The 21654-nt window shown below is 63.0% G+C and carries 9 protein-coding genes; 4 read left to right on the top strand and 5 right to left on the bottom strand.

All coding sequences use genetic code 11. The annotated features are described in order from the left end of the window. Window positions 1–2 precede the first annotated feature (2 nt). Together BW43_RS10960 and BW43_RS10965 are read right to left on the bottom strand one after the other, a co-directional pair. Window positions 3–12914, bottom strand: a complete 12912-nt coding sequence (locus tag BW43_RS10960; RefSeq protein ID WP_032887968.1) for a non-ribosomal peptide synthetase — start codon at window positions 12912–12914, stop codon at window positions 3–5. Window positions 12915–12965: 51 nt separating this feature from the next. Beyond that, window positions 12966–13718 (bottom strand): thioesterase II family protein, encoded by a 753-nt coding sequence (locus BW43_RS10965; protein WP_032887966.1) that lies wholly within the window; start codon window positions 13716–13718, stop codon window positions 12966–12968. 299 nt (window positions 13719–14017) lie between these two features. On the opposite strand from BW43_RS10965, the gene BW43_RS10970 reads away from it, so the two are divergent. Continuing rightward, window positions 14018–14569, top strand: a complete 552-nt coding sequence (locus BW43_RS10970) for an RNA polymerase factor sigma-70 (RefSeq protein WP_005789991.1) — start codon at window positions 14018–14020, stop codon at window positions 14567–14569. Window positions 14570–14618: 49 nt separating this feature from the next. Here BW43_RS10970 and BW43_RS10975 read toward each other — a convergent pair whose 3' ends face one another. The 3 genes from BW43_RS10975 to BW43_RS10985 form a co-directional block, all read right to left on the bottom strand. Beyond that, window positions 14619–15632 (bottom strand): GNAT family N-acetyltransferase, encoded by a 1014-nt coding sequence (locus tag BW43_RS10975; protein WP_032887964.1) that lies wholly within the window; start codon window positions 15630–15632, stop codon window positions 14619–14621. A gap of 68 nt (window positions 15633–15700) precedes the next feature. Beyond that, window positions 15701–16489, bottom strand: coding sequence for an ABC transporter substrate-binding protein (locus BW43_RS10980; protein ID WP_032887962.1), 789 nt, complete (start codon window positions 16487–16489; stop codon window positions 15701–15703). Between the two features lie 93 nt (window positions 16490–16582). Beyond that, window positions 16583–17206, bottom strand: coding sequence for a TetR/AcrR family transcriptional regulator (locus BW43_RS10985; RefSeq protein WP_032887960.1), 624 nt, complete (start codon window positions 17204–17206; stop codon window positions 16583–16585). A 153-nt stretch (window positions 17207–17359) separates the two neighbouring features. Here BW43_RS10985 and BW43_RS10990 point away from each other — a divergent pair, with 153 nt between their 5' ends. The 3 genes from BW43_RS10990 to atuC are packed head-to-tail and all read left to right on the top strand — an operon-like array spanning window position 17360 to window position 21644. Then, window positions 17360–19138, top strand: a complete 1779-nt coding sequence (locus tag BW43_RS10990; RefSeq protein WP_032887958.1) for an acyclic terpene utilization AtuA family protein — start codon at window positions 17360–17362, stop codon at window positions 19136–19138. A 13-nt stretch (window positions 19139–19151) separates the two neighbouring features. After that, on the top strand, window positions 19152–20024 hold the full coding sequence (locus tag BW43_RS10995; RefSeq protein ID WP_032887956.1) for an SDR family oxidoreductase: 873 nt from the start codon (window positions 19152–19154) through the stop codon (window positions 20022–20024). Between the two features lie 3 nt (window positions 20025–20027). Beyond that, a complete protein-coding gene (gene atuC, locus BW43_RS11000; protein ID WP_032887954.1) occupies window positions 20028–21644 on the top strand; it encodes a geranyl-CoA carboxylase subunit beta in 1617 nt (538 codons plus the stop codon). Window positions 21645–21654: the final 10 nt, after the last annotated feature.

The following is a 21654-nucleotide window of genomic DNA, read 5'->3' as shown; positions in this document are numbered from 1 at the left end:
GATTAAAGCCCCTCCAACTCCGCCATCAAATCACTCAACCGATCCACCTTCTCCGCGCTGATCTCATTGGCCGCCAGCCCCTCGATGTACTCGGCCAACTCCGCTACCGTGCTGCACTCGAACATCGCCCGCAGTGGCACATCGCGCTGCAAGGTCTTCTGCACCCGTGAGGCAATCTGCGTGGCCAGCAACGAGTGCCCGCCCAGTTCGAAGAAGTTGTCCTGTACCCCTACCCTTTCGACTTTCAGCACCTCGGCCCAGATCGCGGCCAAGGTGGTTTCCAGTTCGTTTCGCGGTGCCAGGTAATCCTGGCTGTGCAACTGGCCGATTTCCAGTTCCGGCAAGGCCTTGCGGTCGAGTTTGCCGTTGGCGTTGAGCGGCAGGCGGTCGAGCCATAGCCAGTGCAGCGGGACCATGTATTCCGGCAGCTCGGCGCGCAGGCGTTGCTTGATGCGGTCCAGGCGCTCGCTTGGGTTGAGGGTTTCATCAGCGGCCACCAGATAACCCACCAGATGCTTGCCGTTGACGCCTTCCTGCACGCCCACCGCTGCATCGCGCACTTGCGGTTGCTCGTGCAGGCGCGCTTCGATTTCACCCAGTTCGATTCGGTAGCCGCGAATCTTCACTTGATGGTCGATACGCCCGACGTACTCCAAGACACCATCGCTGCGCCGACGCGCCAGGTCGCCCGTGCGATACAAGCGCTCGCCCGGTGCGCCGAACGGGTTCGGCACAAACACTTGAGCGGTGCGCAACGGATCGCTGACATAACCACGCCCCACCCCCGTGCCGGCTACACATAACTCGCCGACAGCCCCTTGGGGCACCAACTCCAGCGCGCCATCCAGCAGGTACAGGCGGTTGTTGTCAGTCGGCGTGCCGATCGGCAGATAGGTGCCACGGGTCGATGCCAAATCAACGCGGAAGAACGCCACGTCATCCGAGCATTCCGCAGGGCCATAAGCGTTCACCAAACCGATCTGCGGGTAACGCAGCAACCATTGGTGCGCCAGTTCCGGCGGCATCGCCTCACCGGTGGGCAGCATCCAGCGCAGGCCGTCGAGGCTGATGCGGTCCTGGGCCAGCATGCCCTGGATCAGCGACGGTACGCTCTCCAGCACGGTAATGCCTTGTGCCTCAACGTGGGCCAGCAAACCTTGGGGATCGTGGGCGATGGTGTTCGGCACGATGTCCACCCGCGCACCGAACAGCGGCGCGGCGAGGAATTGCCATACGGAAATGTCGAAACTTTGCGACGCGGTTTGCGCGATCACGTCCGCCGCGCTCAGGTCCAAGTACGGCAGTTTGCTCAGTTGGTTATTGAGCATGCCGCGCTGCTCGACCATCACGCCTTTGGGCAAGCCCGTGGAGCCCGAGGTGTAGATCACATAGGCGAGGTTGTCCGGGCCACTGTAGATGCCTGGGTTCTCACCACGAGCCGGCACTTCTTCCCACACCAGCAACTGGCAGTCAAAACCGTCGAGCAACTCAATGGCCTGCTCGCGGCACGCTTCGGTGCACACCAGCAACGGCGTACGGCTCATGTCGATGATGCGGCTCAAGCGCTGGCTTGGCAGGCCCGGGTCCAGCGGCAGGTAACCCGCACCGGCCTTGAAGCTGCCGATGATCATGCCCAGCAGGTCGAGGTTACGCTCGGCCAGCAAGGCCACCGGTTGATCCAGGCCGACACCCGCCGCGATCAATGCATGGCCCAAGCCGTTGCTGCGGCGGTTGAGTTCGTCATAGGTCCACTGCTGTTCCAGGTAACTGGCGGCGATCCGCTGCGGATGCTCGCTCACTTGCGCTTCGAACAGCTCGATATAGCTACGGTCCAGCGGATAGGTGTGTGCGCTCTGGTTGCAGCCTTCAACCAGGAATTCACGCTCCTGTTCGCCAATCAACGGCAGGTCGGCCATGTCGCCATGGAACCCCTGCACCAGCGCCAACAGCAGGCGCTTGAACTCGCCGAGCATGTTTTGCACGGTGGTTTCGTCGAAGTAACGCTGGTCGTAAGACAGGTGCAAGCCCAGGTCATCGCCGGGGTAGCACACGGCGGTCAGCGGGAAGTTAGTGTGGGTGCGGCCGGAATCCGAGGTGGCATTCAAGCTTTGTGCACGGTCCAGCACCGAGGTTTCCACCGGGGCGTTTTCGAACACGAAAAGGCTGTCGAACAGCGGTTGGCCTTTAGGCAATTCGCTGTGTTCCTGGATGGTCACCAGTGGCAGGTATTCGTACTCGCGCAATTGCATGTTGCTGTCGAGCAAGCCGCTCAACCACTGACGCACGCTGCAACGTTGACCGTCTTCCGGCAGCTTTACCCGCAGCGCGATGCTGTTGATAAACAGGCCGACGGTGCGTTGCATCTCCGGCATTTCCACCGGACGCCCGGCCACGGTAACGCCGAACAGCACGTCGCGATCGCCGCTCAAGCGGCGCAGCACCAGGGCCCATGCCGCCTGGGCAAAGGTGTTGACGGTGAGTTGGTGGGCCTGTGCCAGTTCACGCAGTTGCGCGCCATCGCGGGCATCAAGACGGGTGTAGCAGTCGCCCACCACCATGCCGCCGCTGTGGCCCGCATGTTCGCGCAGGAACGGGCGGTCGCTCGGGATCGGCGTGGTGCGCTCAAAGCCTTGCAGGTTCTGTTGCCACCACTCGCGCGCTTCATTCAGGTTCTGACGTTGCAGCCAGGCGATGTAGTCGCGATAACGCGGCGCCGTGGCCAACTGCGCGTCGTGGCCTTCGCCCAGGGCCATGTAGATCTCGAAAAAGTCATTCATCAGCAGCGAACGGCACCACGCATCGATAAGGATGTGGTGGTTGCTCATCATGAACCAGTAGCGTGCTTCGCCGACGCGGATCAGGCGCAGGTGGAACGGCGCCTGGTTGAGCAGATCGAAGCCGGCTTCACGCTCGGCCTTGAGCAACGCTTGCAGACGCGGCTCTTGCTCAGCCTCGGGATCGTTGCTCCAGTCCAGGTATTCAATCGGCGTGCTGCCGGGTTTGTGGATCACTTGCAGCATGTCTTCGCCAACGTTCCAGCAGAACGAGGCACGCAAGGCTTCATGACGGGCGATCACCGCTTGCCAGGCCTGGGCGAAACGCTCAGGGTCCAGGGCACTGTTGATGCGGTAGCGGTCCTGCATGTAGTACAGACCGGTGCCCGGCTCCAGCAAAGTGTGAAGCAACAGGCCCTCTTGCATCGGAGTCAGCGGGTACACGTCTTCGATGACACTGGCCGGGACCGGCAAGCTGTCGAGTTGCGGCTGGGTCAGTTGTGCCAGGGGGAAGTCGGACGGCGTGAGACCACCGGCATCATCCTTGAGGCAATGGGCGATCAAGCTGTACAGCTCGGCGACGTAGGCCTCGGCCAACTCGCGGATGGTGTCTGCATCGTGGCGCTCACGGCTGAAGGTCCAGCGCAGCACCAGCTCACCGCCATACACCTGGCTGTCGACGCTCAGGGCGTTGGGCAGCGGCGCATCCGGGTCATGGGCCAGGCCCGCCGACTCATCCAGCGGGTGGAACAGCGCCTCGCTGCCGAAGCTCTGGTCGAACTGGCCGAGGTAGTTGAAGGTGATGTCGGCGGTTGGCAGCGCGGCCATGGCCTGCTTGCACAGGTCGTCCGCCAGGTAGCGCAGCACGCCATAGCCCAACCCTTTGTGGGGTACCGCCCGCAGTTGCTCCTTGATCGCCTTGATCGAGGCGCCCTGCCCGGCCGCTTCTTCGATTTGCACGGGCGTCAGGCGCAGTGGATAGGCACTGGTGAACCAGCCGACACTGCGGGTCAGGTCGATCTCATCGAACAGGGTTTCGCGGCCATGGCCTTCCAGTTGGATCAGCGCCGAGTCATGCCCGCTCCAGCGGCACAGCACGCGGGCCAAGGCGGTCAGCAGCAGGTCATTGACTTGGGTGCGGTATGCGCTTGGGGCTTGTTGCAACAACTGACGGGTGTGTTCGGCATCCAGGCGCACGCTGACCGTGTCGGCATCGCGATTGCGCAACGTGCCCTGTGCACGGTCCACCGGCAACGCCACCGTCGGGCCCGCTAAGTGGTCCTGCCACACGCTCAATTCTTCACGCAGGGATTCGCTGCTGGCATAAGCCTGCAAGCGCGCGGCCCAGTCACGCAAGGCGCTGGTCTTGGCCGGCAGGCTGACGGACTCGCCCTCGCTCAGTTGGCGATACACGTTCTGCAGGTCTTCGAGCAACACACGCCACGACACGCCGTCCACCACCAGGTGATGAATCGCGATCAGCAGGCGTTGCTGGCCTTCGGGGCCATCCACCAGCAAGGCGCGCAGCAGCGGGCCGTGTTCAAGGTCGAGGCTGCGTTGGGTGTCGGTGAACAACGCGGTGCACTGGGCCATATCGCGCACTTGCGCCTGCATCAGCACGCCGCCCTGGGGCACGGTCAAATGTTCGGCATGCCATTGCGCGTTGCGCCGCGTGAAGCTAAGGCGCAGGGCGTCGTGGTGTTCCAGCACCGCCAGCAGCGCTTGCTCCAGGCGATGGGGTTCGAGCAATTGCAGCGGCTTGAGGACCAACGCCTGATTCCAGTGCTGACGCGCCGGGATGTCGGTGTCAAAGAACCAATGCTGGATCGGCGTGAGGCCCGAGCTGCCAGTGAGTACGCCCTGCTCCGCCGTGACCTGCTCGGAGCGCGTGGCCACAGAGGCCAGGGTTTGCACCGTCTGGTGCTGGAACAGGTCGCGGGGGCTGAAATGAATTCCTGCCTGCCGCGCACGGCTGACCACCTGGATCGACAGGATGGAGTCGCCGCCCAGTTCAAAGAAATTATCGTCCAGGCCGACTTGCTGCACGTTCAACACCGCGCACCAGATCGCGGCCAAGGTGCTTTCCAGTTCGTTGCGCGGGGCTACGTACTGTTGGCGATTGGCCTCGGGGTCCGGTTGCGGCAAGGCACGGCGGTCGAGCTTGCCGTTGGCGGTCAACGGCATGCTGTCGAGCACGATCAGGTGCGCAGGCACCATGTAGTCCGGCAGTTGCGCCTTGAGATGCGCCTTCAGCGCCTCGCGCAATGGGCCGTGCTCTGCGTCGCTGACCAGGTACGCCACGAGCTGTTTGCCGCTCGGCGAATCCAGCGCCAGCACCACCGCTTCGCGCACAGCTTCGTGCTCCAGCAGGCGGGTTTCGATCTCGCCCAGTTCTATACGGAAACCACGGATTTTCACTTGATGGTCGATACGCCCCAGGTACTCCACCAGACCATCGGCGCGTTGGCGCACTAGGTCGCCGGTGCGATACAGGCGGCCACCATTGGCGGCAAACGGGTCGGCGACAAAACGCTCCGCCGTCATGCCCGGGCGCTCGTGGTAACCCTGGGCCAGGCCCGCGCCGCCGACATACAACTCGCCGGTCGCGCCTTGGGGCACCAAGGCCAGGTCGGCGTCGAGAATGTAGGCCACACGGTCGCCGATAATGCTGCCGATCGGCACGCTGCCGGCGCCCTCCTCCAAGTGCTCCGGCGCCAGGCTGGCCAAAGGCATCACTACGGTTTCAGTCGGGCCATAGGCGTTGAAGAACACCTCTGGCTGGAAGGCTGCGCGAATGCGCTGCAGGTGTTCGCCGGTCAGGGCTTCACCGCCGGTGATGCACATGCGCACGGGCAGGGTCTGGTGTTGAGTCGCCAGCCACTGCGCCAACTGGCTGCCATAGCTTGGGGTGAAGCCGAGGATATTGATGCGATGGGTGCGGATCAGCCCACAGATTTCCTCCGCATCCCATTGGCCTTGGGCCCGCAAAACCACCTGCGCGCCGCTGAGCAACGGCACCAGCAAACGCTCGGTGGCGGCGTCGAAGTTGATCGAATAGAAATGCAGCTCGCAGTCGTCCGGGCGCATGCCGAAACGCTCGATCACAGCCTGGCAATGCATGGCGATTTCGCCGTGGGACACCACCACACCTTTCGGTTTGCCGGTGGAGCCGGAGGTGTAGATCAGGTACGCCTGGTGTTGCGGCAGGCTGATAAATGGCAGCTCATCGGCCGGGTAATTCGCCAGCACTGGCGAGTCGTCTTCCAGGCACCAGCACGCCACCGAGGCCGGCAGTTCACCCAGGGCTTCGAACATCGCCGCGTCGCTGAGCAACAGGCCGATGCCGCTGTCTTCGATCATGTAGTGCAGGCGGTCCAGCGGGTATTCCGGGTCCAGCGGTACATAGGCGCCGCCGGCCTTAAGGATCGCCAGCAGGCCAATGACCATTTCCAGGGAGCGTGGCAGCGCCAAGCCGACCCGCACCTGCGGGCCGACGCCGCGTTCGCGCAGCATCCAGGCCAGGCGATTGGCGCGTGCATTGAGTTCCGCGTAAGTGAGGGTTACGCCGGCAAAGGTCAGCGCCGGAGCCTGCGCACGCATTTGCGCCTGCTGGCTGAACAGCTGATGAATGCACTGGTCGAGACGATGCAAACCGGCCTCGACGCCCAGGCTGTCCTGCAATGCGCGTTGTTCGGTGGCGGTTAGCAGCGGCAGTTCGCTGAGGCGTTGATCGGGGTCTGCAATCAACGCTTCCAGCAGGTTGCGCCAATGTTCAGCCATGCGCGCAATGCGCGGTTCGTCGAACAGATCAGTGCTGTAAGTCAGGCAGCAACCCAGGCGATGGTCGAGGTCGGTCACTTCCAGGTTGAGGTCGAACTTGGTCGCGCGAGCATCGTTGGCCAGGTATTCGACGGTCATGCCGGCCAGTTGACGGCTCTGCTGGAATTCCCAGCGCTGCACGTTGCACATCACCTGGAACAACGGGTTGTACGCGGCGCTGCGCGGAGGTTGCAGGGCTTCCACCAGATGGTCGAACGGCAGGTCCTGGTGGGATTGGCCCTCGATCACGGTGTGGCGTACTTGCTCGAACAACTCGCCGACATTCATCTGACCATTGAGCTGGCAACGCAGCACCTGGGTATTGAGGAATGCGCCGATCAGCCCTTCGCTTTCCGGGCGAATACGGTTGGCCACGGGGGCGCCGATGCGCAGGTCGGTCTGGCCGCTGTAGCGGTAGAGCAACACGGCCAGGGTCGCTGTCATGGTCATGAACAGCGTGAGGCCGCGTTCAGCATTGAAGGCGCGCACGCGGGCGGCCAACGCGTCGCTCAGATCGAAGCGGTACAGCTCGCCCTGGTGGCTTTGTACCGGTGGTCGTGGGCGGTCGCCGGGCAGTTCCAGCAAGGGGTGTTCGGTGCCCAGTTGCGCGGTCCAGTAATCCAACTGGCGTTGACGCTCGCCGGACTCCAGCCACTGACGCTGCCACACGCTGTAGTCGAGGTATTGCACCGGCAACGGCGACAGTGGCGACAGACGCTCGTCGATAAAGGCTTCGTACAGCGCGCTGAGTTCACGGGCAAAGATGTCCATGGCCCAGCCTTCAGTGACGATGTGGTGCAGGGTCAGCACCAAGTAGTGTTCCTGCTCGCCGGCCTTGACCAGGCACGCGCGCAGCAACGGGCCGGTTTCCAGGTTGAACGGCGTGTGGGCCTCGTGATCGGCCAACTGCTGCAAGCGCTGCTCGCGCTCGGTTTCATTCAGCGCCGAAATATCCTGCCAGTCCATGCGCACGCCGGTCTGCGGCGAGACCTTTTGATAGGCCACGCCGTCGACACTGGGGAACGTGGTGCGCAGGGTTTCGTGGCGCATAATCAAGGCCTGCAACGCCGCCTCGAAACGCCCCACATCCAGCACTCCCCGCAGGCGCGCCATGCCACCGACGTTGTAGGCCGGGCTGTCCGGCTCCATCTGCCAGAGGAACCACATGCGCTGCTGGGAATAGGACAGCGGCACCGGTTGGCTGCGGTCAACTTTGGCAATCGCGGTTTGCTGGTTGCGCTGGCCCGAGGCCTGGATCAGGCCGACTTGCTCGGCAAACGCGCCCAGTTCACTGGCTTCAAACAAGGTACGCAGCGGCAGCTCAACGTCACAGGCCTGGCGGGTGCGGGAGATGATTTGCGTGGCCAGCAATGAGTGGCCGCCAAGGGCGAAGAAGTCATCGCTCAGGCCGATTTGCGGCAGGCCGAGCACTTCGCGCCAGATTGCGGCGATCTGCTGTTGCAACGGGGTTTCGGGTTCAATGTGTTCGCGGGTTTGCCACACCGGCTCCGGCAATGCGCGGCGGTCCAGCTTGCCGCTGGGGCTCAGGGGCATGGCGTCCAGGCGCATCAGTTGCGCAGGCACCATGTACTCGGGCAGCTCGGCTGCCAGGGCGGCTTTCACGTCCTGTTCGTCCAGCGCTCTGCTTGCGGTGTAGTAGCCGATCAGTGTGGCATTGCGCACCAGCACAACGGCCTGGGCGATACCGTCCAGCGCCAGCAGGCGCGCTTCGATTTCTTCAGGCTCCACGCGGAAGCCGCGCAGCTTGACCTGCTGATCGAGACGCCCCAGGTATTCGAGCACGCCGTCAGCATTCCAGCGCACACGGTCGCCAGTGCGATACAGGCGCGCGCCCGCCTCGCCCAGCGGGTCGGCGATAAACCGTTCGGCGGTCAAACCGGCACGCCCCAGATACCCCCGCGCCAGGCCGATGCCACCGATGCACAGTTCGCCCGGCACACCGGCTGGCAACAGGTTGAGGTGATCGTCCAATACGCGGCAGATCACATTGCCCAGCGGTCGGCCAATCGGCGAGCGCTCGCCATCTTCAGCGGTGCAGTGCCAGTGGGTGACGTTGATCGCGGTCTCGGTCGGGCCATAGCGGTTGTGCAACTGCACCGCCGGCAACTGAGCCAAGACGCGGTTGCGCAGCTCGGCTGGTAACGCCTCACCGCCGGAGAACAGGCGACGCAGGCTGGTGCATTCGGGTACCAGCGGCTCGTCGATGAACAACTGCAACAGCGGCGGCACAAAGTGCAGGGTGGTCACGCCATGTTCCTGCACCAACTGCGCGATGCGGTGCGGGTCGCGATGTTCGCCAGGGCCGGCCAGCACCAGGCGGCAGCCGGTGATTAACGGCCAGAAGCATTCCCACACCGACACGTCGAAACTGATCGGTGCCTTTTGCATCAGCACGTCGGTGTCGTTCAGTTGGTAAGTGGCCTGCATCCACTGCAAGCGCTCGGCCAGGGCCCCATGGGTATTGCCGACGCCTTTGGGCTGGCCGGTGGAACCGGAGGTGTAGATCACGTAGGCGAGGTTATCGCCGTGCAGGTGCAGGCCCGGCGCCTGGGTCGGCCAGCTTTCCAGATGCAGGCTGTCCATGGCGATGACACACACGCCGTCAGCGCTCGGCAGTTTTTCCAACACTGCGGTCTGGGTCAGCAGCAGTTGCACGCCACTGTCCTTGAGCATGTAGGCCAGGCGCTCAGCGGGGTAATCCGGGTCCAGCGGCACGTAGGCGCCACCGGCCTTGATGATCGCCAGCAGGCCGATCAGCAGTTGTGGCGAACGCTCGGCGGCGATAGCCACGCACACGTCCGGGCCCACGCCTTTGTCGCGCAGGTAATGGGCCAGGCGGTTGGCTTGGGCATGCAGTTGGGCGAAGGTCAGGCTGCCGTCCTGCCAGACCAACGCGGTGTTGTCCGAAGTCTGCTGATTGAGCAGCTCGGGCAACCATTGCTGGGCGGGCGCACACGGCGCTTGGCTCCACGGTTGCTGTTCGTCCGCTTGCAGCAAACGCAGGTCGCCGAGGGCTTGCTGGGGTTGCTCGCAGATGGCGTGCAGCAGGTTGATGAAGTGCTCGGCGAGGCGCTGGATGGTTGCGCCTTCAAACACCTCATCGGCGTAGTCGAACGCCAGGCTCAGGCGGCCGTTGCGGTCTTCTTCGGTATGCAGTTGCAGGTCGAACTTGGCTTCGCGGCTGTGCCACGGCAGCTCATCGGCGAGCATGCCCGGCAGGCGGCGCAAGGCGCTGAGGTCGCGTTGCTGGTGGTTGAACATGACCTGGAACAAGCCCTGCTCGCGGGCCTGAGGGAAGGCTTCCAGCAGTTGCTCGAAGGGCAGGTCCTGATGGGCTTGGGCACCCAGTGCGGTCTCGCGGGTGGCGGCCAATAGCTGGTTGAACGGCAGGCGCCCGTCCAGTTCGGCGCGCAGCACCAGGGTGTTGATGAAAAAGCCGATCAGGCCTTGGGTTTCCTGGCGCGGGCGGTTGGCATTGGGCACGCCGATGCGGATATCGCGCTGGCCGCTGTAGCGATAGAGCAAGGTCTGGAACGCCGCCAGCAACAGCATGAATGGCGTGGACTCATTGGCCTGGGCGGTCTGGCGAATCGCTTCGCTGAGGCCGGCGCTCAGGCGCACGCTATGGCGCGAAGCACTGCGGATGTGCTGCGCGGAGCGCGGATGGTCAGTGGCCAGGCTCAGGGTCGGGTGCTCGTCCCCCAGTTGGTTTTTCCAGTACGCCAGTTGGCGCTGACCTTCACCTTCGGCCAGCCATTGACGTTGCCAACTGCCGTAGTCGGCGTATTGCAGGGCCAGGGCCGGCAGTTCCAGGGATTGTCCCTGGGAGGCCGCGGCGTAGAGGCGCGAGAACTCGTCGATAAGGATGTTGAGCGACCAACCATCGGCAATGATGTGATGCAGCGTCACCAGCAGTTGATGGTCTTCGTCGTCCAGGCGCACCAGTGTCACCCACAGCAGCGGGCCTTTTTCCAGATCAAATTGAGTGCGTGCTTCGTCTTCGCGGATCTGCTGCGCGCGGGTTTCGCGCTCGGCAGCGGGCAAGTCGCTAAGGTCGATGACTTGCAGGTCGAACGCCACGTTGGCGTCAACACGCTGGAAGGCCTGGCCGTTGCGCTCGTAGAAGCGGGTGCGCAGGGCTTCGTGGCGCTGGATCAGGTGCTGGAAACTCAGGCGCACTGCGTCTTCGTCCAGCTCGCCACGCAGGCGCAAGCCGCCGGGAATGGTGTAGGCGCTGCTCTGAGGGTCCAGTTGCCAGGTGATCCACAGCCGATTCTGGGCCAGGGACTGAGGCAGTTCGTCCTGGCGTGACAAGGCATGAATTGCACCTTGGGCCACGCCGCCGTCCTGCTGCAATTGCGCAACATTGGCGGCAAACGTCGACAGGGTCGGCGCCTCGAACAGCATGCGCAGGTTCAGCTCCAGGCCGAGGGTTTCTCGCAGACGTGCGACCACTTGGGTAGCGGTGATGGAGTTACCGCCGAGCAGGAAGAAGTGATCGTCGGCAGCAACGGTCGCGACCTGCAACTGTTCGCACCAGATCGCCGCGATCTGCTGTTGCAGTTCGGATTCCAGCGCAGCATCGCCCGCCAGCCCTTGCAGATCGGGGAACTGCGCATAGCTGTCGAGGCTGCCGTCGGCGTGACGCAGCGCGCAGGCCGCACGCTGCACCTTGCCGCTGGAGGTCTTGGGCAATGCGCCGGGGTTGAGCAACACCACCACACTCGGCGCTTCTTGGTAGGCTTCGGCCACGGCTTGGCGGATGGCTTTGATCAACGCCTCGGGCGGCAGGATTTTCTGCACGCTGCGGCTGATTTCAGCGGCGATGCCGATGCCTTCCAGGCCCTGGTCATTCACCGCAAACGCCGCAACCCGGCCTTTGCGCACCACTTCCACTTCGCGCTCGATAGTCTGCTCGATGTCTTGCGGGTAGAGGTTATGACCGCGCACGATCAACAGGTCTTTCAGGCGGCCGGTGATGTACACCTCACCAAAGCGAATAAAGCCCAGGTCGCCGGTGCGCAGCCAGGTCCGCCCGGCATGCTGGACGAAGGTCTTGGCTGTGGCTTCGGGGTTGCGCCAGTAGCCGTGGGCGATGCTCGGACCGGTGGCCCAGAGTTCGCCGACGCGGTTGTCGGGCAGCTCACTCAAGGTGTGGGGATCGACGATCAGCACCGCGTGTTCCGGCTGGCTGGTGCCGCAACTCATGATCGCACTGCCCTGCCCCGGTTCGGCGCGGTTGGCGGCCAGCGCCGTCTCGTCGACGCGCAGCGCCGGGATGCCCTGACCCCGGGTGCCGCCAGCGACAAACAGCGTCGCCTCGGCGAGGCCGTAGGACGCAAAGAAATTGTCTGAGCTAAAACCACAGGCGGCGAATTTCTCGGCGAAGCGGTCCAGGGTGTCGAGCCGGATCGGCTCGGAGCCGGAATAGGCCACGCGCCACGTGCTCAGGTCCAGGCGTTCCAGGGCTGACTCACTGACCCGTTCGCTGCATAGGCGGTAGGCGAAATCCGGGCCGCCGCTGATGGTGCCGCCGTATTGGCTGATCGCTTCCAGCCAGCGCAATGGCCGGCCAAGGAAGTACGCAGGCGACATCAGCACGCACGGCACGCCACTGAAGATCGGTTGCAACAGGCCGCCGATCAGACCCATGTCGTGGTACAGCGGTAGCCAGCTGACAATCACGTCGTCGGGGTTGAGGTCGATGCCAAAGCCACGGCGGATCAGCACTTCGTTGGCCACCAGATTGCCGTGGCTGACTTGCACGCCTTTGGGCAGCGCTGTGGAGCCGGAGGTGTATTGCAGGAACGCGATGTCGTCGGGCTGTAGGTCAGGGGCGATCCAGGCATCGGCCACTGGCGCATCGAGGGTATCGACACTCAACACCGGCGGCGCATTTTCGATCTGTGCCAGGCCATCGGCAAGACTGGCAATGGTCAGCAGCAGGCGCGGTTCGGCGTCGCTGATGATCGACAGCAAACGCTCTTGGTGATGACGGCGGGTGGACTCCGGCGGGTAGGCCGGCACTGCGATCACCCCGGCGTACAGGCAGCCAAAAAACGCCGCGACGTAATCCGGACCGCTGGGGAACAACAGCACTGCGCGGTCGCCCAGCGCGGCATTGGCCTGCAGGGCGCTGGCAATGGTGCGGGCGCGTTGGTCGAGGTCGCGATAACTGAGCACAACGCTGTGCTCGGCGGACTCGGCGAGGAAGCGCAGAGCCACCTGGTCCGGGGTCTGCGCGGCGCGACGTTGAAGGGACTGGACCAGGGTGCGGGGAAGTTCGAAGGCGTCCATCATGGGGTTCCTGCCTGAAATCGGCTTACGGGAAATTCGGAAATTGAGTAGCTATCAGCCGGCGACCAGCTGCCGCGCCGCGCCATTGCGCCAGCGGGCCAGGTGTTCGTCGGCGTAGCGCCGCAGGCAGCGCAATACGGTGCTTTCGTGCTGCATGAGGAAGAAGTGGTGGCCGTCGAACATATCGAGGGAAAAGCCGCTGGCGGCATCGAGTTGCCAGTCGAGCAATTGGTCGGCGCGTACGCTGTCCTGCTTGCCACCGAATACATGGATCGGCATGCCCAGCGGCTCACGCTCGCCGTAGGTGAAGCTGCCGCACAGCAGGAAGTCAGCGCGCAGGATCGGCAGCATCAGTTGCATCAATTCGGGGTTGGCCAGGGCCGCTTCGGCGGTGCCCTGCAGTTCGCGCAGACGGGCGATCAGTTGCTCATCAGTCTTTTCGATGGCGTATTCGCTGACATCGCGACGCGCCGGGCCGGCAGTGCCGGAAGCGAACAGCGCCAGCGGCGCAGGGACGTTGCGTGCGTTTAACGCATGGGCCAATTCAAAGGCGAGCAGGCCGCCGAGGCTGTGGCCGAACAACGCGTAGGGGCCGCTCAAGTCGTGGCAGATTTCGTCCGCCAGTTGCGCAGCCAAGGCCTTGATATCGCGCTGCAAGGGCTCGTCCATGCGCATGCCACGACCGGGTAATTCCAGCGGGCATACCTGCAGCCACTCGGGCAACACCCGGCGCCAACGTGCATAGACCATGGCGCTGGCGCCTGAATAGGGCAGGCAGAACAGGCGCAGTCGGGTCGGCGCGCTCATCGCTCGAAGACCCCAAACTGAAACACGCTGTATGCACGATAAAAACCCATCTCGTCCTCCTGCGGGTGCTGATCCTTGGCCGCCTGACTAACGGACCTTTCACCCAGAAGAACGGACGGCACCGGCAAATAATTAGTCGCCGGGCATGAGCGAGACGTGGTTCACGCCGAACAAGAAAGCATAAGATTAGTTCGTCTTCTCATTTGACAATCATTATCATTCAGCCTAATTTGTTGCCCGATGTGTAGGAGGCCTCAGCAAGGACGCCCTCCCCCAACCTATTTTTCAAGGTGATTTCCATGACGGAACAAGTATCCACAGGCAGGTGCGACTCACCACTTCTCCAGGCATTCGTCGACAACCGACTGATTCTGGTGAAGATCGCAGCACGAATTACCGGCTGCCGCTCCCGCGCCGAAGACGTCGTGCAGGATGCCTACTTCCGCCTGCAATCGGCGCCGACGATCACATCCTCGTTCAAGGCCCAATTGAGTTACCTGTTCCAGATCGTCCGTAACCTGGCCATCGATCACTACCGTAAGCAGGCCCTGGAGCTCAAATACTCCGGGACGGAAGAGGAAGGCTTGAATGTGGTTATTCACGGCGCTTCACCGGAAACCTCCCACATCAATTTCAACACCCTGGAAAACATCGCCGACGCCCTGACTGAGCTGCCCCAGCGCACCCGTTACGCGTTCGAGATGTACCGTCTGCACGGCGTGCCGCAAAAGGACATCGCCAAGGAGTTGGGGGTGTCACCAACGCTTGTGAACTTCATGATTCGCGATGCGCTGGTGCACTGCCGCAAGGTGTCGGGCAGCCATAGCGATACGTTTGCACGACGCGTCTGATCGACACGGATCTGCCCATAATGGGGGCGAGCACGCCCGCCCCCACCGTTCACACCAGCCCGCACCGCTCAAAAAACCGCTCCCGCCCCAGAATCATCAGCGCCGCGCGCTTGTGCGGGAAATCGAACTCCTTTTCACAGTGGAAACACTGGTTGTGCATATGGCCGATCATCTTCGCGTTATCGGCGCGCGGTTCTGCCACCACACGTTGGGTGCGAGGGTCATCCAGGAACAGGTAGTGCACCAGCGCCGATAGCCAACTGGCGACCTTGTGCGGACCGCGATGATGTTCCTCCCCCACCAGCATGTGGATGCCACGGTCGTAGTCAGCGGCATCGTAGAACGGTGCGATACGGTCTTCCTTGGCCCAGTAGGCTTCGAAATAGGCAAAGGGTTCGTCATCAAAACAGCCGATCAGCGTGAGGGTGTGCGGATCGGCGGCGAGCTTATCCAGGTATTCCCGGTGCTGCTCCAGGCTGCCGGTTTCCTGCCAGAAACTCGCCACGCGCGTGCTGTTCTGCCAGCGATTGAAGCGCGCCAAATCCACATCGACCTCAACGGTGCGCAGGGAAATCCAGGCCCCAAGACGTGCGTCATAACGCCGGTAAACCTCACCCCGAGGCTTCGGCGCACGGACGGGGTGGCGCTTGCCGGCACTGATGATCATCTGCTGCGGGTAGCTGCCACTGGGCGAGAGTCCCAACCACGGCTGGGGCAATTGCCAGAACAGGGTGCGCTCACATCGGTATTGCCCGGCGATCTCGCTAGCCACCAGCAAACCACTGCGCAAGGCGTCTTCGGGCGCATGCTCAAGGTGCCAGGTCAGACGTTGCCGAGTCGGCTCCTTGGTAAACAACCAGTAGCAGGCAGCCCACAAGGCGCGGGGGGAAGGCACCTCGGCGGGCGTCTGCAAATGCACCTGCAGGTCATCGCCACGCTCCAGGCGCAAAAGCGCCAGCGGCTGGCCTTCCAGGGTCAGGCTCAGGTGGCTTTCGGTTTCATCAGCATTCAAGGCAGGCCCGGCCGGTAACGGCAGGACCGACAGGTCATTCAGATTGGACATGGGAGGGGCTCACGGTAACCGTCGACAGATAAAGAAGTGACGTGAGCCGGGAGAGGAAATTTAGCCGATCAAGGTACCGGCATCACGTCGATGCGGTACGGCTCGAAAATCTTCAGCATCTCGCCGTCATCGCGCAGACGCTTGAGCAACGCGGAAAAAGCCTGGCCCGTGATCGGCGCCTTCGGCCGCAGCAAGGCGTAATGGTGATAGACCTGATCGATACGCTCAGACACCAGGAACTGCGCGGCCATATCCGCATTGCGCACCATGAAGTCACTCAGGTACGAACGGGTCACCAAGGCAATGTCCGCACGCCCGCGCGCAACCATCAGCAGGTTGCTGTCGTGGGAATAGGTCAAGGTGGCGTTGAAGTGCTCGGCCATGTTCTTGGGGTCGGGGTTGAAGCTGGCGAAGGCGTAGTGATAACCGCTGAACACCGCCAGGCGTTTGCCCGCAAGGTCGGCGAAATAGTCCTGGCCGCGACCGGGTTCACGCTGGGCGACGAAGATTTCCGCGTCCTCCAGCCCCATGTCGACGCTGGTATGGGGAATTTTCTGCCAGCCCCACGCGGGGTTTTCGAAGATGGCCATGTCGATCCGGCCCTGCTCGAAATCGCGGAAACGTCGAGGAATGGAAGTCGGCACCAGCACAAATTGGTAGTCGGTTTGCGAGGCGTTCAGGGCCTCCACCAGTTGCGGCAGCAATCCCGTGTCGGCGCCCTGCTCCGGGCGCACCGTATAAGGAGGGAAATGCGCCGCGCCGATGCGCACCAATTGCGCAGCCGACGCCGGCATCCACCACGCAGTGCCCAGTGCCCAAAAGGTAAGTCCTGCAGCCAGCCGCCATGGCGAAAACATCAAGGCACACACCGTTCAAAACTCTGATGGCGATAAGCTAGGCGTTTTTGTCTGGCGAGACAACTTTCCGCCAGCAAATTAATAGCTTGCGCCTCAGTCGGCTTTCAGAACCATCAACAAAGCTTCTTGGGCCAACTGCTCCAGCGTCATGCTGCCCTCGGCGCGAAACCAGGTGGTCGTCCAGGACAATGCGCCTGTGAGGAAGCGGCGCGCGATAAATACATCGCCCTTGATGTAGCCAGCAGCCTTGGCCTCGCCCAGCACTTGCAGCCAGAGGTCTTCATACACGTCGCGCAGCGCCAGGACCTGGGCCTGGCCGTCCGCCGACAGTGAGCGCCATTCATATACCAGCACCGCCATGGCTTCGCCGCTGCCGCCCATGATCGACTGCAACTCGCAGCGAATCAGCGCCAGCACACGTTCGCGCACGTTTGTTGCCTCCTCCAGCGAAGCCCGCATCAGCGCCGTGTTGTAGTGGATGGTTTCCTCCATCACCGCCCGCAGGATGTCGTCCTTGCTCTTGAAGTGATGAAAGATGCTGCCGGACTGAATGCCCACCGCACTGGCCAGGTCACGCACGGTGGTGCGCTCGAAACCCTTGTTGCGAAACAGGTGGGCCGCCGTTTGCAGCAACTTGCCCCGGGCGCTGTCGGGATCGGTCAATTGGCCGCCATCGACCATGGTGCGCATCACCCGCAGGGCTTTGTGCTCATCCATGCTGCTCTCCTCTACTTCTACTGACGTCTTGGCCGGCAATTTAGGCCGTGGCCGCCAACCAAGCAAGCGCTTGGCTAAAACTTGTGACTGGAGTTTACAAACCAAGCGCTTGCTTGGTAGTCTCGCCAGCAGCCATTCGAGGAAGGATTTCTCATGAGCAAGACGGTTCGTATCGGCTGTGCCAGCGCCTTCTGGGGCGACACCTGCACTGCCGCCGCCCAGTTGGTGCACGGCGGTAAGCTGGATTACCTGGTGTTCGACTACCTGGCGGAAGTCACGATGTCGATCCTTGCCGGCGCACGGATGAAAGACCCTCAGGCCGGTTACGCCACGGATTTTGTCGAGGTGCTGACGCCGCTGCTGGCCGATATCCAGGGCCAGGGCATCCGCGTAATCAGCAACGCTGGCGGCATTAATCCCCAAGCCTGCGCCGCAGCCCTGCAAGCGGCCTGCGATAAAGCCCAGGTACCGCTGAAAATAGCCGTTCTGCTGGGCGATGACCTGCAACCCCAATTGAAAAACCTCACGGGCACGACCGATATGTTCAGCGGCACACCGCTGCCCCCGGTGTGCGTGTCCGCCAACGCTTACCTTGGCGCACCGGGCATCACCCAAGCCTTGGCGCTGGGCGCCGATGTCGTTATCACCGGCCGCGTGGTCGACAGCGCCGTGGTCAGCGCAGCGCTGGTGCATGAATTCGACTGGTCCTGGCACGACTACGACCGCCTCGCCCAAGCGGCCCTGGCCGGGCATATCATCGAATGCGGCGCCCAGTGCACCGGCGGTAACTTCACCGATTGGCGCGATGTGCCGGACTACGAACACGTCGGTTTCCCCATCGTCGAGGTCAGCGCCGACGGCCAGTTCACGGTAACCAAGGTCGACGGCACCGGCGGGTTGATCAGCGAACTCAGCGTGGCCGAACAGTTGCTGTATGAAATCGGCGACCCATGCGCCTATCTGTTGCCCGACGTGATCTGCGATTTCAGCCAAGTCAAACTGCAGCAGCAAGGAAAAAACCGCGTGCACCTGCACGGCGCCAAGGGTTCGCCACCCACCGACCAGTACAAGGTCAGCGCCACGTATCCCGATGGCTCGCGTTGCACCGCCAGTTGCCTGATTGCCGGGATCGACGCGGTGGCCAAGGCCGAGCGGGTCAGCCAGGCGATCATCAACAAGACCTCGCAACTGTTCAGCCAACGCGGCTGGGCGCCGTACACCGAGGTGAATATCGAGCTGCTGGGCAGCGAAGCAACCTATGGCGCACATGCGATGCGTCATGACTGTCGTGAAGTGGTGGTCAAGTTGGCGGTGCGACACCCGAGCAAGCAGGCGCTGGTGCTGTTCGCGCGCGAGATCGCCCAGGCCGCTACCGGGATGGCGCCGGGGTTGACCGGAATCGTAGGGGGTCGCCCGACGGTGTATCCGTTGATTCGGTTGTTTTCGTTTCTGATCGACAAGTCGTCATGTGAGTTACTGATCGACTTCCAAGGTGAACGCCACGCTTGCGCGCTACCCATCACCGACGCCCCAACCCTGCCCGCCGCGCCGATGGATCCACCCAAGCCCCAAGGTCGCGCCGACGCCAGCGTGCCCCTCGTGAAACTCGCCGTGGCACGCTCCGGTGACAAGGGCAATCACAGCAATATCGGCGTGATCGCCCGTGATCCCGAGTACCTGCCATGGATCGCCGAAGCGCTGACGCCCGCGGTGATCGTCGACTGGATGAGCCACGTGCTCGACCCGCTGCACGGCCGCGTCGAGCGCTGGTATCTGCCCGGCAGCCACAGCCTGAATTTCCTGCTGGAAAACGCGTTGGGCGGCGGCGGCATTGCCAGCCTGCGCATCGACCCCCAAGGCAAGGCTTTCGCCCAGCAACTGCTGGAAATTCCCATTGCGGTGCCGCAACACATTGCCGATCAATGCCAATAACAGGAGCGTTGCCGTGGCCTTCGACTCGATCTTCAAAGCCGACCTATTCCAGGGTCACACCGTGATTGTCACCGGTGGCGGCAGTGGCATTGGCCGCTGCACCGCCCATGAGCTGGCAGCGCTCGGCGCCCAGGTGATCCTGGTCGGACGCAAGCCGGACAAGCTCGCAGCGGTCGCGGCGGAAATTGCCGAAGATGGCGGCATCGCCCATTGCAGCGCCTGCGATATTCGCGATGAAGAGGCGGTGAAGACGCTGGTCAGCCAAATCCTGAATGACCACGGCCAGGTCCACGGTTTGGTGAATAACGCTGGCGGCCAGTACCCATCACCGCTCGCGTCGATCAATCAGAAAGGCTTTGAAACCGTGCTGCGCACCAACCTGGTGGGCGGTTTCCTGATGGCCCGCGAAGTGTTCAACCAATCCATGAGCAAACACGGTGGCGCCATCGTCAATATGCTCGCCGACATGTGGGGCGGCATGCCCGGCATGGGCCACTCCGGCGCCGCCCGTGCCGGCATGGACAACTTCACCAAAACCGCCGCCTTCGAATGGGGCTGCGCCGGGGTTCGGGTCAACGCCGTGGCGCCGGGCTGGATCGCCTCCAGCGGCATGGACACCTACGAGGGCGCGTTCAAGGCGGTGATCCCCACCCTGCGTGAACACGTGCCGCTCAAGCGTATCGGCACCGAATCGGAAGTCAGCGCCGCCATTGTGTTCCTGCTCAGCCCCGCCGCCGCATTTATCAGCGGCAGCACCCTGCGCATCGACGGCGCCGCCAGCCTCGGCAGCCGTGCCTGGCCGCTGCACAAGGCCCAGCCGCCGAGCGAACCGTTCAATGGTTTTCACCGCGCTTACCTGCCGGACGTGCTCAAGGAAGGGAAATAAATCATGCCGGTGATTGAAAGCCTGATCGACGCCCACAGCGCAGCGTTCGCACGCAACCGTGAGGCCATGCTGGACAGCATTCAGCACCTGCGCCAACTGGAGCAAAACCTGCTGAGCAAGGCCCAGGAAGCCAAGCCCAAGTTCGACAAACGGGGCCAATTGTTGCCCCGCGAGCGCCTCAACTTGCTGCTGGACCCCGGTGCGCCGTTCCTGGAATTGGCCAGCCTGGCCGGCTACAAACTCCACGACGACAAGGACGGCAGCGCCGCCGGGGGTGGGTTGATCGCAGGAATCGGCCACGTCAGCGGCGTGCGCATGTTGGTGGTGGCCAATAACAGCGCGATCAAGGGCGGCACCATTTCTCCTACCGGGCTGAAAAAATCCCTGCGCCTGCAGCAGATCGCGCTGGAGAACAAATTGCCGGTGGTGACCCTGGCCGAAAGCGGCGGCGCCAACCTCAACTATGCCGCCGAGATTTTTGTCGAAGGCGCACGCAGCTTCGCCAACCAGGCGCGCATGTCAGCCATGGGCCTGCCGCAGATCACCGTGGTGCACGGCTCGGCCACGGCGGGTGGCGCGTACCAACCGGGGTTGTCGGATTACGTGGTGGTGGTGCGCGGCAAGACCAAGCTGTTCCTGGCCGGGCCGCCGCTGCTCAAGGCGGCGACGGGCGAAGTGGCCACCGATGAAGAACTGGGCGGCGCCGAGATGCACGCGCAAACGGCCGGCACCGCCGAATACCTGGCGGAAAACGACGCCGATGGCGTGCGTATCGTGCGTGAGATCGTCAGCCTGCTGCCCTGGGATGACCGCCTGCCGTCTGCGCCAAAACGCACCTACAAAGAACCGCTGTACTGCGCCGAGGAACTGTTGGGGCTGATCCCCGATGACCCGAAAAAACCCTACGACGTGCGCGAGATCCTGGCGCGGCTGGCTGACGGTTCCCAATTCCTTGAATTCAAGGGCGAGTTCGATGCCCACACCGTCTGCGGCCACCTGCATATCCAGGGCCGCGCCATTGGTGTGATCGGCAACAACGGCCCCATCACGCCCAAAGGCGCGAGCAAGGCTGCGCAGTTTATCCAGCTGTGCGACCAGAGCCGCACGCCGCTGCTGTTTTTGCACAACACCACTGGCTTTATGGTCGGCACCGAGTCAGAGCAACAAGGCGTAATCAAGCACGGCGCGAAGATGATCCAGGCGGTGGCCAATGCGCGGGTGCCTAAACTCACCGTGGTGGTCGGCGGCTCCTACGGTGCGGGCAACTATGCGATGTGTGGCCGGGGTCTGGACCCACGCTTTATCTTCGCCTGGCCCAACAGCCGCACGGCGGTGATGGGCGGCGCGCAGGCGGGCAAGGTGCTGCGCATCGTCACCGAGGCCAAGCAGCTCAAAGACGGCTTGGTGCCCGACCCCAAAGTGCTGGACATGCTGGAACAGGTCACCGCGCAGAAGCTCGACAGCCAATCCACCGCGCTGTACGGCAGCGCAAACCTGTGGGATGACGGGCTGATTGATCCCCGGGATACCCGCACGTTGCTCGGCTTTTTGCTGGATATTTGCCATGACGCCGAGGTGCGGCAATTGCAGCCCAACAGCTTCGGTGTGGCGCGTTTCTAACAGGAGAACA

This window comes from Pseudomonas sp. RIT357 (assembly GCF_000632245.1).
Classification (GTDB): domain Bacteria; phylum Pseudomonadota; class Gammaproteobacteria; order Pseudomonadales; family Pseudomonadaceae; genus Aquipseudomonas; species Aquipseudomonas sivasensis.
The sequence above is the reverse complement of the archived record's forward strand: the minus strand, read 5'-3'. Positions and strand labels throughout refer to the sequence as shown.